The 14,502-nt window shown below is 69.5% G+C and carries 12 protein-coding genes and 1 pseudogene; all 13 read right to left on the bottom strand.

Annotated features, from left to right (window positions below):
- Window positions 1-25: 25 nt before the first annotated feature.
- On the bottom strand, window positions 26-1,564 hold the full coding sequence (locus FIV44_RS03965; protein WP_141003348.1) for an ATP-binding protein: 1,539 nt from the start codon (window positions 1,562-1,564) through the stop codon (window positions 26-28).
- Window positions 1,564-3,068, bottom strand: a pseudogene (locus FIV44_RS33860) (SCO6880 family protein). The gene FIV44_RS03965 and the pseudogene FIV44_RS33860 overlap by 1 nt, the downstream one beginning before the upstream one ends.
- A gap of 60 nt (window positions 3,069-3,128) precedes the next feature.
- A complete protein-coding gene (locus FIV44_RS03975) occupies window positions 3,129-5,123 on the bottom strand; it encodes a type IV secretion system protein (protein ID WP_141003349.1) in 1,995 nt (664 codons plus the stop codon).
- A gap of 285 nt (window positions 5,124-5,408) precedes the next feature.
- Window positions 5,409-5,915, bottom strand: coding sequence for a hypothetical protein (locus tag FIV44_RS03980; protein WP_141003350.1), 507 nt, complete (start codon window positions 5,913-5,915; stop codon window positions 5,409-5,411).
- A 1-nt stretch (window position 5,916) separates the two neighbouring features.
- A complete protein-coding gene (locus FIV44_RS03985) occupies window positions 5,917-6,807 on the bottom strand; it encodes a hypothetical protein (RefSeq protein WP_141003351.1) in 891 nt (296 codons plus the stop codon).
- Window positions 6,807-7,100: a hypothetical protein gene (locus FIV44_RS03990; protein WP_056890610.1), complete on the bottom strand. Its 294-nt coding sequence runs from the start codon at window positions 7,098-7,100 to the stop codon at window positions 6,807-6,809. The genes FIV44_RS03985 and FIV44_RS03990 overlap by 1 nt, the downstream gene beginning before the upstream one ends.
- Before the next feature lie 103 nt (window positions 7,101-7,203).
- Entirely contained in the window at window positions 7,204-7,986 is a 783-nt protein-coding gene (locus FIV44_RS03995) for a hypothetical protein (RefSeq protein WP_141003352.1), read from the bottom strand.
- Window positions 7,983-8,201, bottom strand: coding sequence for a hypothetical protein (locus FIV44_RS04000; RefSeq protein WP_141003353.1), 219 nt, complete (start codon window positions 8,199-8,201; stop codon window positions 7,983-7,985). Before FIV44_RS04000 ends, FIV44_RS03995 begins: the two co-directional genes overlap by 4 nt.
- 61 nt (window positions 8,202-8,262) lie before the next feature.
- On the bottom strand, window positions 8,263-9,216 hold the full coding sequence (locus FIV44_RS04005) for a hypothetical protein (RefSeq protein ID WP_141003354.1): 954 nt from the start codon (window positions 9,214-9,216) through the stop codon (window positions 8,263-8,265).
- Between the two features lie 417 nt (window positions 9,217-9,633).
- The gene (locus tag FIV44_RS04010; RefSeq protein WP_141003355.1) at window positions 9,634-11,589 is read right to left on the bottom strand and encodes a DUF3732 domain-containing protein; all 1,956 of its coding nucleotides are present in this window, start codon (window positions 11,587-11,589) and stop codon (window positions 9,634-9,636) included.
- Window positions 11,590-11,593: 4 nt separating this feature from the next.
- Window positions 11,594-12,091, bottom strand: coding sequence for a three component ABC system middle component (locus FIV44_RS04015; RefSeq protein ID WP_141003356.1), 498 nt, complete (start codon window positions 12,089-12,091; stop codon window positions 11,594-11,596).
- Entirely contained in the window at window positions 12,088-13,272 is a 1,185-nt protein-coding gene (locus tag FIV44_RS04020) for an ABC-three component system protein (RefSeq protein WP_181410974.1), read from the bottom strand. Before FIV44_RS04020 ends, FIV44_RS04015 begins: the two co-directional genes overlap by 4 nt.
- 348 nt (window positions 13,273-13,620) lie before the next feature.
- Window positions 13,621-14,328, bottom strand: a complete 708-nt coding sequence (locus FIV44_RS04025; RefSeq protein ID WP_141003358.1) for a hypothetical protein — start codon at window positions 14,326-14,328, stop codon at window positions 13,621-13,623.
- Window positions 14,329-14,502: the final 174 nt, after the last annotated feature.

Below are 14,502 nucleotides of genomic sequence, written 5' to 3' on the forward strand. Positions count from 1 at the left end.
AAACCGTCAAATTTCATGCGAACTTCTAACCTGCGGCCTCGATGGCCTCGTTGGTGTAGTAGAGCTTCTTCTCCAGCGGGTGGAGCACCGTCTGGACCTTGTAGGTGGCATCACCGATGCACCACAGCGCGCGGCCCTTGTCCTGCATCGCCCACCCGGAGACGAGGTCCTGGGCGATCGGGCCGAGCCCGAGCATCGAGTCGAGCTCGCGGGCGACACGGGGCTTCTGGGCGCCGAGGATCTTGATGTCGGCCAGCTCGAGGAGGTCCTTGGCGATCATCGCGGCCTGGGAGTCGGCGTCGCCGACGGAGAGCAGGTCGGAGGGCTTGTGGAGGTTGCAGAACTGGATGTCGCCGCCCTTGCCGGCCATACCGCGGGAGAGCCGCAGGTCGGCGTCGAAGCTCGCCACCGCGGCGGTGCCGAGACGCATCTGCTTCCAGACCTCGTCGCGCACGACGATGCGCAGGTCGCCCGGCTCGGCGATCTCCCGCAGGCCGCGGCCCCAGGAGTTCATGCACAGCAGCGCGATGCCCACGGCCTCGTCGCCCAGGCCGTCGAGCCGGGAGAGGCTGAACGACTGGATCGGGGCGCGCCAGTCGACCTCGATGTTGGTGAAGTCGTCGAAGAGGCCGGCCAGGGTGCCGGTGACCAGCTCGCCGAGCGCGTTGCGCAGCAGCCGGGTCTCGTCGAGGAACACGCGGGGGTTCGCGTACTCGCAGGCCCGGACGAGCTCCTCGGTGGGGTTGCGGAGCAGGTCCCACAGCCGCGGGATGGTCGTCTCCTGCAGCACCGTGTTGCCGGCGGCGTACCCGGTGAGGATCGCCAGTGCGTTGCGGACGACGTCGGACTCGTCGGGGCCGAAGGGCACCCGCCGCTCGTCGTCGATCTTCATGGAGCCGACCAGGCCGCGGACCAGGACCAGCCACCGCTTGAAGATGATGGTGGCGCGGCGCTGCGCCTCCTCAGCCGAGAGCTTCTCCCACGCGTCGCCGAGCGGCCCCATGGACAGCGGGTTGACCCGGGCCCAGAAGCCGGGGGCGATGACGAAGGGCTCGACACCGAGCGCGCGGCACAGCGACTCGTACTCGTCCTTGACGTCGCCGGTGACGAGGGTGCGGTAGCCGAACGGCATCATCCGGGTGCAGAACGCCTTGGTGGTGCCGGACTTGCCGCTTCCCGGCTTGGCGAACTGGAAGATGTTGGGGTTGGTCGCCGGCACGTCGTCGCGCAGCACCCACCCGAATGGGTCGCAGTAGAACGAGCCGCCGGAGAGCTGGTCGACGCCCATCTGCGCCCCGGTCGGGGGCAGGGCCGGCGCGGACACGAACGGCCAGAACACCGGCGCCTGGTCGCTGGTCATCCGCCAGGCCTGCGCCGGGGCGGAGGCGGGCGCCCAGCCGCGCCCGCGGCGCGCGGCCCCGCGGCGCGGGGCGTACTTGAAGATCCGGGGCTCCTTGGCCTCCGGCGCGAGCGTGGGGATCGTGGGCAGGTCGTGGCCGAAGTCCGACAGCAGGGCGGCCATGTCGCGGCCGCTGCCACGGTTCCGGCGGGTGGTGGTGGGCATCAGGCGTCTCCGCTCCGGGTCAGGCTCATCCCGACGGGGATGGTCGAGGCGGCGAAGCCGACGTCCTGGGCGAGGTCGAGTCGCAGCGGCGCGAACCCGGCGCGACGGATCGAGGCGTCCAGGCGGCGGCCGAACTCGGTGATTCGCAGCGTCTTGGGAACCGTGACGGTGCAGACCGCGTAAGGCCGGACCAGCGCGTTGCCGCGGGCAAGCTTGGCGTCCAGGCCGCGGGCCTTGTGGGCCTCGTCCCGCTGCTTGGCACGGGTCTTGCGGCCGAGCTTCTCGTTCATGCCCTCGGCCAGGTCCGCGGCCCACTCGGCGTTGCCGGACTGCCGGTCGGCCTTGGACTGGGACACGATCGGGAAGGCGACGACGAACGAGCGCCGCTCCCCCGACTCGCTGGGGGTGAGGATCGGCGCGAGTGCGCCCATCGCGACGCCGCGGGTCGGGAGCTTGATGGTGGCGCTGATCGAGTTCCACGCGTCGTGGCTGTAGTGCCGCACTGTCGCGTCGGCGCCCGAGGGCCAGCCAGCGCCCAGGGCACGTCGGCGTTCACGTTCGGGTCCTTCTCCCGCATGGCGAGGGCCTCGACGATGCTGGCGCGGTCGCCGGGGGCGAACCCGGTCCGGGACGCCAGGGCGAGTTCCGGTGAGGTGAGCCAGCGGACCGACGTCATGCCCATCGGGCCGCGGAGCTGGGCCTCGATCTCGGCCATGAGCAGGTAGAGCTCGCGGCATCGGCCCTCGAACCCGCCACCGGACTCCTTGGCCGACCGGGCGATCCGGGTCTCCGGGACGACGATCGTGACGAACTGCTCGGTGCGCACCGACGCCTGGGTGAGGCCCACCGCGAGGTCGCTGTTGACGACCTCGGACAGCTCCGGCGCGTTGCCGCGGCGGTGCTTGGTGACCCACAGCTCGCGCTCGGCACCGTCCTCGGGGACGGTGCGGGTCATGAACAGGATCTCGTCGATCTTCTCGGTGCGGCCGGCGACGTCGAGCAGCCCGGCCAGCGCCTCGCCGTAGCGGCTGCGCTCCTCGGTGTCCTTCATGCCGATGCCGGGGTGGACGACCGCGGCGGTGACCGCCCAGGTCTTCGTGGCGTCGTCGTGGATCACTCCCACGCGCTGCAGCTGCGAGCCGTGCGGCGGGCCGTCGTGGATCTTGATGCCCTGCAGCACCCCGGGTAGGTCGGGGGTGTCGAGGTCCTCAGCGCGACCCTGGGCCGCCTTGGCGCGGAAGGAGGTCCAGCCGAGCAGCCCGCCAACGGCGTACATGCTCGAGGCGAACACCCAGCCGGTGGCCGAGCGGCCCCGGACCGGGATGACGGTGATGCCCAGCAGGAACAGCCAGACGAGCGCGAACAGGAACGCGGAGAACCACGCTCCGCGACTGATCGCCCAGAACGCCGGCAGGCTGGCCAGCGCCAGGAACATCAGCTGGCCTCCGGAAAGGCCGAAGAACCAGCCGATGCGGTCGCGCTGGTAGTCGGCGTAGATGGTCATCGTCGGCTTCCTTCCGGGTCAGTAGAGGTCGATTCGGGGTTGGGGGCAGGTGGCGATCGGCTACACCGCCACCGGCGGGATCCCGCCGGCGGCCGCACCAGCCCCGCCGGCACCTCCGGCCGCTCCCCCGCCACCGGCGGCGGGAGTCTTGGGCGTCGCTGCGGCTCCTCCGGAACCGCTCTGGCCGCCACCCGAGCCGCCGCCCGGTGCGCCACCGGTGGGCAGCGTCGGCGGAGTCGGCGGTGCCGGCGGCATGGGCGGGTTCGGGGGCGGGTCGTCGTCGCCGTTGTTCTGGGAGCCGGGGTGCGTGCCACTGCTCTGGTCGCCGGACTGGCCACCCGACTGGCCACCGGACTGGCGGCCGCCCATGTTGCTGAAGTCGGGGCCGTAGGTGCTCTGCCCGACGCCGGCCTGGTTGGTCTCGTCCGACATCAGGGAGGTGGCCTTGGCGCCGGCGGAGTTGATCCAGCCCATGCCGGTCGACAGCGCCTGCCCGACCGGGCCGAAGCTGCCGAGCACGCCCTGGGTGGACTTGTTGAACCGGTCGCCGGTCGAGGCCTCGGCGCTCTGCTCCCCCGAGGAGCGGCCGTTGCCGTCGGTGGTCGACGCGGCCGAGGAGCCGCCGCCGGCACCGCCGCCGCTGAGCAGGCCCTGTAGGCCGCCCTGGATGGCCATGCCCTGCCGGAACGACGCTCCGCTGGGGGTGCCGGGGTCGACGAAGGCCAGGAGCTTGAACAGGGCCAGCGGCGCGACGACGCTGATCAGGATCGTCATCACCGCCGGCAGGGCGGTGCCGAACGCCTTGGCGGTGTCGTCGGCGAGGTGGGCGGCGACGCCGTTGGCGAACTGCACGCCGATGCCCAGCACCATCACCATCAGCACCGGGGTGAACGCCGCGGCGTGGAACCACCGCAGGCTCTTCCAGAACCAGGAGCGGGTGAAGTCGGAGACCAGCCCGGCCGCCGAGAGCGGGCCGGTGGCGGTCAGCACGAGCAGCGACGCCGCGCGGGCCAGGTAGACCAGGACGTGCCCGATCGCGGCCAGCCACAGGAAGATGCCGAGGAAGGCGAGCGCGGTGGCCACGCCGGCGTCGGTGATGTCGTCGATGCCGAGGCCGCCCAGGGGGTCCCAGTCAGGCCAGGTCTGCACCTTGAGCAGCGACTTCATCAGCGCCTTGGTGATGGCGCCGCACGCGGCGACGATCATCACGCAGTAGCCGAACCAGCAGGCGCAGACCAAGACGAACTGGCCGGCGCCGATGAATGCCCGCGCGAGCCCCTTGCCCTCGCGCTTGAAGGCCGCGGCACCGAGCTGGATCATCGCCAAGATGACCACCAGGGCGAGCGCGAGCCAGAGGGTGAAGGCGTAGACGTCCTTCCCTGGTCCGTCGGCGCGCAGGTCGGGGGTCAAGAACAGCTCGCTGAACGTGAGCACGATGCGCAGCACGAACAGGCCCGAGTTCCAGACCGCGAGCATCGCAGCAGTCCAGGCGTCGGCCGCGGCCTTGGCGATGACGTCCCCGATCGCCTCGAACGGGTTGGGGATGTCGCCGAGGCCCGGGATGCCGCCACCGAACAGGTCGCCGACGTTCGGGAGGCCGGGGATCCCGGGCAGGCCCGGGACGCCAGGCAGGCCCGGGAGCCCGGGGAGTCCCCCGTCGCAGATCGCGTCGAGGATGCCGCAGCCGTCCGGGAGCAGCCCGGCGGCCCCGTCGAGGACGTCCCCGGCGCCGTTGATCAGGTTGCCAGCTCCGTCCTTGACGCCGCCGGCTGCGTCTTTGCCGCAGTCGATCGGGTCCTTGGCGCAGTCGACGGCGTCACCGCCGAGGTCGCACAGCGCGTCGGGGCCGGGGCAGCCCATCTTGACGTTGCGGGCCGGCAACTGGCCGGCGGTCTCGACCGTGGCGATGTGCGCCGTGGCGGCCGCCGGCTCGGCCGCGGCCGCGGCGGGCGGCTGGGTGGCCATGGCCGCCCCGAGGAGCGTGGTGAGGACTAGGACCGCCAGGGCGCCGATGCCCAGCCGGGTCACCCGGTGGAAGAGGTCGCCGGCGGTCACTGGGGGCTCCGTTGATCGGGATCCAGCCGGCCTGCTTGTACTCCGGGGTGCCGGGCGCGACCGCCTTGGGCTGGCCGGTGGAGACCAGGTGCTCGATGTCCTCATCGCTGCCCTGGACCAGGCGCCAGTCGCCCACGCCGTCGACCTCGATCCACCGCATCAGCTGGGTGCCGGCGTAGAGGCCGTCGCTGACCTTGCCGTTGGCGGTGGTGAGGGTGACGTAGCTGAGCAGGTTCACCGCGTAGTAGCCGGTGTCGAGCTCCTCGAGGGTGTAGGCGATCGGCGTCACGGCGTACGACGCGGGCGGGGGACGTCACCCTCCTTCGGGACGCCGGCCTGCTGTCGGCGCAGTGCGACGGCGTCGCGGGCGCGCTGCTCGAAGACGGCCTTGTCCTCGGGGTTGGCGTACAGGCCGGCGACGGCGGCGGCCTGGTCGTAGTCGAACCCGACCTGCGCCTTGGCGACCTCGACCTGCAGCGCGACCGCGCCCAGGTCGGTCTGCGGGAACCGGGTCGGGTAGCCGTCGACCTGGTCGGCTCCGGTCGGGATCACCACGCCGTCCGCGGGGGCGGTCTCCGGGGCGACCTGGTCGACCGAGACGTTCTGCCCCTGCTGCCCGGTATGGCTCGAGGAGTCGCCGCTGGTCTTGCCGGTGTCGTCGTCGTCATCGGCCCGGCCGCGCGCTCCGAGCCAGACGGCGGTCGCCACCAGTGCGGCGATCACCACCAGGACGCCCACGCGCAGCAGAGTGGTGCGGGACTCCCCCATCGAGTCGTTCATGCGGTTGCTCATCTCAGTGCTCCCCTTCGTGGTGTCCGTGGTCGCCGTGGTCGCCGGGGTTGATGGGTTCGGTGTGGTCGGTGGACCAGGTGCGCCAGCCGGCCTCGTGTGCCAGCTGGGTTCCGGGCCAGGTCGCTGGCGCGGGTGCCGGCGGGGCGCCGGGGGCGACCATCCAGCGGCCGCCGACCCACTGCATGCGCTCGCAGTGCGCGAAGGCGATCTGGCCTTCGGACTTGTAGGTGGCGCTGACCTTCATCAGCACGCAGACCGTGGCCCAGTCGGGGCCGTCGGTGCCCTTGACGAGCGCGGCGGCCGGCTCCAGCGACACCGAGGCGCTGGGGTCCTTGACCTCGCCCATCCCGGTGCTGGAGAGGAACGCGCGGACGCTGGCGGTGATCCACCAGTCCTCCGCCCGGACCCCGCCGGGCAGCGCCCAGGCGTTGTAGACCTCCTCGGCGGTGCTCAGGCTCATCGACTGCAGCACCGCGAGGTCGATCTGGGCCAGCTGGCCGATCGCGCCCTCCGGGGTCTGCGGGAACCCGGTCATCACGAACGCGGGTCCGTTGACTCCGGTCCCGGTCGGGATCTTGATCTCCGGGGCCTTGGCGCTGGTGGTCTCGGCCGGGAAGGCCGCACTCTCGGGCACGGTCAGCATCGGCTCGGCCGCGATCTCGTCGCGATGCGCGGCACCGCGGGCCACCGTCGAGCGCTCGGTCTCGCCGGTGGCCACGCCGGTGTTCGCGCTGGCCTCGCCACCGATACCGGAGACCGCCAGGTAGACCGCATACACGAGGCCGCCGAGCAGGAGCGCAGCCACGGCGACGGCGGCGGCAAGGATGCCGAGCAACCGGCGCCGGCTCCACTCGCTGGTGCCTTCTGCCTTCTTCGTGGCTGCGCGCCGCATCAGATGCAGCCCTTGCCGAGGATCCCGTTGAGCATCCCGGGCAGCACCAGGTAGGCGATCGCGCAGGCGAACACGACCACCACCGAGATCACGCCGACCTTGGAGGCGTGCGGCAGGGAGAACACCCGGCCGGCGATGATCGCGCCGATGGCGATGATGATGCCGAGACCGAACAGGACGATCACGCCCCACAGCACGTAGCTGGTGATCTCGTTGGTGGGGCCGACAGCACCCGGGGGCGCCTTCGGGCAGACCTGGGCGGCCATCGGGAGGAGTGCGGTCATGACGTCCATGGGTGGACTTCCTTTCTGGGGTTGCTGACCCGGGCGGGTCAGGCGCTTTCGCTGGTGTCGGTGGACAGGTGTTGGGGCTCGAGCAGCTGACTTGCTGCCGAGATCAGGGGGCCGGGACGGGCCGGGAGTCCAGGCCATTGACCGCGAGGTCGCGGTCCTCGGGGATCTCCACGCATCGGTCCGCGTCCAGGACGCGACGTACGGAGGGGCCGCCGGCGTGCTCGAGGCCGCGGGGCCACTTCTTGCGGCGCGGGCCGCGGACGGCGAGGGTGATCTGCTCGGGCTGCCAGTGGCCGGCGAGGAGGTCCATGACGACACCGGCGCGGCGCATCCCGGGGACGGTGGCGGTGGTGACCAGGACGACCTGGTCGGCGGTGCGGACGGCCTCGGCGAGCCAGCAGTCGGTGGCCAGCAGCTGGCCGGCCTCCCAGCCGATGTCGAGGATCGTCAGCTGGGCGTCGTGCTCGGCGTCGGTGGGCAGCGGGACCTCGTCGACGTCGGCGAGGACCTCGCTGGCGCGCTCGAGCAGGACGTGGTCGCGCTTGCCCTGGCGCCAGTCGGTCGGGTGCAGGCCGAGTTCGGCGGTGCTGGCCGCGGCGAGGCCGGAGGCGGTGACCGAGCAGCACTCGATGACGCGGACCGGTGCGGCTGCAGCGAGGCCGGTCGCCAGGGCGACGGTGCTCGCGCCGACCGATCCTGCGGACCCGATCACGGCGATGGTGTGCTCGCCGTCGGCCGGGGTCCAGTCGTCCTCGGCGGCGGTGCCGCGGCCGCGGGGGCCCTTGCCGGCACCGGGGCCGGTGCGGAACTCGCCGGCGTTCAGTGCCTGCCAGGCGCGCTTGAGCTCGTCGACGCCGACCGGGCGGCTCGAGGTCTGGGTGCTCACTGGGCCTCCCCGATGGTGCCGCGGCGGAACTCGAGTGCGGCGCGGACCTCGGCCGGGGTCAGGCTCGCCAGCTGTGCCTTGGCGGCCTGGACTTCGTGCAGCTGGGCGACGCAGCCGGTCAGCTGCTCGATGGCCTCGATCTCGCGGCCGGCGATCGTGAACAGCTCGGCGACCTGCTCCGGCGTTCGGGTCTCGCCGTCGTGGGTGTTTGTCATGGGCTTCACCACCTCCACTCGCCTATGTGTTGCGGGGCGGTTCGAGCGATCACTTCCGGGCTCATTCGTCATGGGCGAACTTCCTGGGGGCGGCCGCGGCGAGGGCGCGCACGGTGCGCGAGCCGTGGCGTCGGACGGTTGCCTCCGAGACCCCGATGCGGGGCGCGACCCGGCTGGAGACCTCGTTGCTGAGCAGGCCGCCGTAGCCGCGCGCCAGACGCCGGGTCTCGACCCGGTCGGCCTCCTCGACCAGGCACAGCAGCAGGTACCGGTCGGCGGGGCTGATGACCTCGTGGTCGCACGCCCACGCGAGCAGCTCCAGGAGCTCCTCGGTGGCCGTGGGCTCCTCCTGCTCGGGGCCGGCGTCGGCGAGGATCTCGGGGCGGTGGAAGAGCGCGCCTGTGACCCGCTCGGTCCGCATCTCGGCCGAGTAGCCGGCGCCGTCGTCGGCGCTCGTAATGTCGCCGGCCGAGAAGGACTCGACGAGGGTCGTGTTCGCCCAAGTGCGGTCGGCCCGGGAGACGTAGAAGAAGTCGCCGACCTCGCGGAGCACGCCGACTCGGGTGTTGATCAAGATGTTGGACGCGACCTTCCGGAGCCGGCGCCACTTGAACGTGCGGACCTCGATCCACAGCTGCGAAGCCACGAGCTCGTCGACACGCTCGACCGCCGACCAGGTGCCCGCCATGACTGGCTGGCTGTCGCGGAAGACCTCGCGCGGCGGGAGGGTGCTCAGCCAGCCAGCGAGCCGGCAGGCGCCGGGCAGCAGGCACTTGGCGAGCGCGGCCGCAGCCGCGATGTCGTCACCACCGTCGGGGGCCGCCAGCATGGCCAGCGCCAGGAGGACCTGGTCGGATTCTTCGTGGTCCACCGTCGGCAGCCAGGAGCGGATGTCGTCGAAGTTGTCGACCACACCGAGGCGCGGATCGATGGCCACCCAGGCCGGCCACTTCTGGCGGGCCTGGTCGAGTAGCTCGCTGTTGTCGTCGAGGCCGAGCTGGTCGCCCACACTCATCGCACTCGCTCCTTTGGTCCGTGGCTGTGCACGGCAGAAAGGTCGCGAGCGGGCGTCCCCGCATCCGTCCCCCCAGACCCCTGATTTCGAGGGGGGACACTGAGGGGGACGCGCGTTTGCGCAGGTCAGAGGCGTCCCCCCGAAAGTTGAAGAAGTTTCTGGCCAACCCCTTGCGCAGCCCCGATTGTCGAGATGCAGTGAACATTGACTTTGCCTACGACAAGTCAATCTAGTGACGTTATGTCGTGCTCAGGTGGACGGGCTGCGGAGTTGCAAGGCCTCCCGGAACGCGCGGCTCGCGGCTGACCGTGCACGAGCCGGCGCCGGGTCTATGACCGCCAGCGGCGGACCGAAGAGCGGCCAAGGGCGGGCTTCGTTCTCTGATGCTGGGGAACGCAACCTCTGTCCCTGTGGTCGCTAGAGCCACTCGGCTGGGATGAGTGCACGACCCTCGTGCCAATCCTCGACGAGACTCTCGCGGAACCAGTCCTCGTCGATTTCAGCGTGCTCGGTCATGATCACCTGGAATCCGGCATCGCCTTGAGTGGCCTCGTACGCGACTCGTAGCAGTCGCTCTGCCGCGGCCATATCTCCGATGCGCTCTTCCGCGACGGTCACGGTGTCGGATTCACGCGGGAAGTAGACCTGGCTTGGCTGGTCGAGGAAGAGCATGTGCGGCACTGGTCGGGCCGCCCTCGCGTACTGCTGGTGCAGCGCAAGATGGGTGACCATGTGGTACGCCACCCACGCCTCACCGCTGCCGACGCGGCGCAGCGGGATGGGACCGTTGGGGCCGTCGACGACTACCGTGAGCTCTCGCGCGTCAAACCGAATTGGATAGTTCGACCATTCGAGATCCAAAGGCGCGGCAGATGCAGTCATGGTCTGGGAAAGCCGAGAGACGATGGAGGCCATTCGGTCACGTACTGCGCCAGGCCCCACCCTCTCTTCGAGCTCCTGAATCTCGGTCTGTAGTCGAGAGACTCGAAGGCGCAGATCCGCCAGCCGGGTCTCCTCGGCCACGGACTCGAGGAACAGAGAGACCCGTCCGAACCAGAGGAGTCGCTGATCGCGCTGGTCGACGTTGCCCTGCAGGCGGCGCTGCTCGAGGTCAAGCGCCTCGAGTTGCGCCGTGACCTCAACCATCTGACGCCGCAGGTCACTCGCGCGGCCGGCGAGATCCTCTGCCAAGGCGCGCAACTGCGGCGGGTCCTGAGAGAACGCCGTAACAGTCTGTTCGAGACTGCGAAGCGAGGCCAGCACGTCGGCATGTGCCGGCAGAGTTTGGTCGAGCTCGGAGGAGCACATAGGGCACTCGTGGAGTGCCGGTGCTCCCTCTGTGACCTCAGCCCCGAGTCGTAACCGCTCGATCTGGTCCGCCGCAGCGCTGTCGAAACTTGAGCGGGCGTCGTAGAAGTCGCGGGTTTCGGCGAGCTGCTCCTGAGTGGCTTGGTAGTCCTCTCTAAGGGTTCGCGCTTGGTCTCGAAGCGTTCGACGTCGCGTGTTGAGCCGGTCGGTGGTTGCGCCGGCGTCGATCTCACGGTCGTCAGCGTCGTCGATGGTGACGCCTTGGAGGCGGGCAATGGCCTCATGTCGAGGAACCGACTCGCCTGCTGGCGTCTGAGCGTCGACCGGCTCGATGGCCCCCAGGTCGATGCCTTCGAGGAGAAGCATCGAGGCCCGAGATCCTTCGACGTCAGCGAGGTCTTCGAGCTCCCTGACTTGCTGTTGGACGCGGCGGAGTTCGCGGCGGCGGTCGACCAAGCGGCGGGCCAGGGCTAGGTCATCGGCGTCTACCGCCCCAAGGAAGAACGGAAGGGTGTCGCGGATCGACGCCTTGACGAAGTCGTCGCTCTGGCGATGGAAGAGCAAGGTGTTACTGCTGATCTCGTTCTGACTCTGGAACAGCAGCCGCGAGGCGTGCCTGATGGTGGCGCTGTAGGTCGGTGCCAGGCGTCCGTCCGGGTCGGCTGTGCGAGGAATGCCGGCGAGCTCGGTCAGCAGCGCTTCCAGTCCTGGGACATTGGTGACCGGCTCGAGCGAACCGGCGGCCGGAAGATCGGTCTGGTCGTACAGGACGCATACATCGTTGGAAGCAGGGCGGCCGGCTTCGGGTCCGCGGCGGGCGACGAGGACGCGCGACTCACCCACGACGAGCTCGACGGCGTACCAGGAGACGTTGTCGCGGATCACACCGTCGGCGACGCGGCACTCGCCGCTGGCAAGGCAGTAGTCGACGATGTCGATGATCGCGGACTTTCCGGTGCCGGAGTCGCCGGTGATGATGTTGAGCGCGTTCGTCTTGAAGGGCACGACACGTGGTTCGCGGTCACCGTGCGGGAAGAGGATGATCCTGCTCAGTTGGAAGCTCACGCGCTCACCCCCAGAGGGTCAGCTGGTATTGCCAAGTGCCGTTGCGCGCCAGCCAGCGCCCAAGCTTGGTGGCTTCCTTCAGAATCTCGCCAGCGACGGCGCCGGTGCGGTCGAGACGTGTCTGTGTCAGTCGCGTCGGCCCTTGGCCGATCGTCAGCTCCGGCCGGTTGATGGTCAAGATTCCCTCGCGCACCCCGACGAGGAGCGCTTCACGGACATGCGGGCGGAGCAGCCTCACGCGGCCGGGTGTGAGGAACCGGATGTCGGGGTGGTCGGCCAGCCAAACTACGAGATCAGTGCGCGAGTTGTAGGGGAGCTGCTGACGTGAGTGCTCGTGGAGGAGCAGCGGCACGCAAAGGAACGGGAGTGGCCAGGGAAGTCCCTCACCACGGGCGGTTTCGTAGGCGCGCGCCGCCTGCCGGATGGTGACCGCGAGAAAGTACGGGTTAAAGAGGTTCGCCTCCTCGCGCACCCGTGTTTCCCACGGCGGCAGCATCGTCATGCTGTGCTCTCTCCGATTGCAGTGGACAAGATGCTCTCGAAGTTGGGGTGCCAACCGACGCGCATCTGGTCGCTGAGGATGTGGAACGAGCCGCGGGTGACGAAGGCCGCGGTGCACCGTGGGCGGATGGGAAAGTCGGCCTCGAGCTCAAACCACTTGTAGAACTGCTTCGCCTCGCGTTGCATCTCTTCTTCAGCAGCGGCCGGGCCGATCTCATCGCACATCACGGTGAACCGGCGCCGCCACTCGCTCACGAGGTCGGACTCGTAGTCAGCAAGGTCGCCCACGGTGAGCAGCTCGGCCCCGAGCCAGCGTGAGCGCTGGCTGAAGGCCTGCATGTAGTCCTTTGCTGCTTGCAGTACCCGGGTGCCAGAGACTGGTAGCAGCGAGAGTTGCCGGGCGAAAATGCTGTCGCCGACATCGCCCAGGTCGGCGTCAGATGGCTCGGGCACGTCGATGGGGAGATTGTCCGCCGTCAACGCGTCACTGAGTGACTCGATCTTCAGGTCGATCTCGATCGAGTTAATGGCTCCCGGCCGCTTCTTGCTCAAGTGTTCGGCGCAGCGTGCGTACCACCACTCAACCATCCGTTCACGGACATAATCGACCTTGCTCGGCCGGACGAAACGCAAGCGCTGGTTCAGTCGATCGTCGAGCCCGTCGATCTCGGGGGCTTCGGAGATGATGCGGACGCGATCGAGCAGGCTCAGGCGCTGGGCGCGTTTGAGGTCACGGAACGCCTTGCGGGCTGCTTGGGTCGACACGGCGTCGCTGGTCTTGGCGTAATCGAGGAGCAGCTCTTCAGCCTTCTCGACGTCTCGGTCTGAGATGCCCAGCAGCGCGGGCGCGGAGTCATCGGCACATCCCGCTGTCGTGATGAGGAACAGGCATGCGTCGTCGGACAACTCACCTGCGACCAGCCGTGTGCACCACACCCGGAGTGTCGACCACAGGTCCGTGTTGGCGGTCGTCAGATCCGGACGTCGCTCGCCTTGGTGGTGCTTGAGTTGCAGGAGCTCCATCGGCTCCGCGCCTTGAGGGAAAGTGACGTCGTCGAGGGTCTCGATCTCCACCAGGAGCGGTGAACCGTCCATACGCTCCAGCGCAGCCAACAGCGAGTACTTGCACTGGTACAAGTAGCCCAGTGCCGATGCCGCCGCGCTGAAAGGGTCCGAGCTCAACCATGCCTCCCGCAGTACTCGACCGGAACCTAGCATCGCCGACTCGACTTGTCGCCAACATCCGCTTGACGGCGCGGATACCCGGGTCGGCTTCCTGCGGCGTCTCGTCTTTCAGTGGTCCGGCACGATTACCCGTGCGCTCCATGTCCCTTAGGTAGTGGCGTGGTCGGCAGGAGCCGATCAGCCGGATCGTCGCACGGATCTCGGCCCGGTGAATCGCTACCTTGCCAGGAACGGCCCGTCTGACTGAGATGAAGGGCGAGCCGTCCCGTGCCAGGAACGCTGTCACGGATGCGGCGCTGCCGGGCTCGGCGCCTGAGGCGTGGGGGCCGACCCCCACCGCCGTCCTCACTCGCCTGCGGGCGTGGTGGATCGGTCCTTCGGTTGCCGCCAGCCGGCGGGCACCTTGTCGACGGCGAGTCCCTTGTTGGGGGACGGGAGATGCTGCTCCTCGATGCTCACGACGTAACGGCGCCAGCCCGATCCTGCTTGGAACCTCGCCAGCCAGATCTCTGTTGTACCTAGCGGCTGGTCGAAGTCCCGCCGCGCGCGGCCCCGGAACCAGATGTCGGAGATGCCGTCCGGGAGGACGAGGTCACCGACGTGCTCGAGTGAGCCGTCCTCGTAGGAGTCGGAGAGCCGGTAGAAGTAGTGGCCGCCTTCCTTGTGGCCGCGCGCAAACAGAAAGAGGTGCCGTTCGTCGGCTGGCTGGCCCAGCAGTTTGTCGAGATTCTCCTTCGCCCAGGTCTCGGCGAGCATCTCGGTACACACCTCCGCGAGCTCGCCCAGGCGCACCGGGATTGACCCGCCCTCCTCCTGGGGCTTCCCCTCCCTCTTCGCGGCCGCCCATGTGGCCATGAGGCTCGTGGCCGGGGGTGACGTGATCTCGACGATGCCGCGACGCTCGTGGTCGTCGGGGTAGGTCCAGGTGCCGTCGGGCATCTTGTTGCCGGCGCCAGCGTCCGCGAGCTTGATGTCGACCGCGAGGACCTGCTCCATGGCGAGGAACGCGATCTCTTCTTCACGACTTGTCTTCGCGCCCGCTGCGTTGCCCATGGCTCGGAGGGTAGCTGGTGGGAGCGCTCCGCCCGCCCGCGTCACGAGGCGGTCTTCCCCGGGGGCCGGTCTCGGCGCTCACGACACCGTCGCGACGGGCCGTTGGCCTCGAGTAACGTCCGCTCGACCACGCTGCGGTCGATTTCCGACCCTGACTACTCGTGGTGGCCCAAG

It is taken from the genome of Nocardioides humi, from assembly GCF_006494775.1.
GTDB classification, from domain to species: Bacteria; Actinomycetota; Actinomycetes; order Propionibacteriales; family Nocardioidaceae; genus Nocardioides; species Nocardioides humi.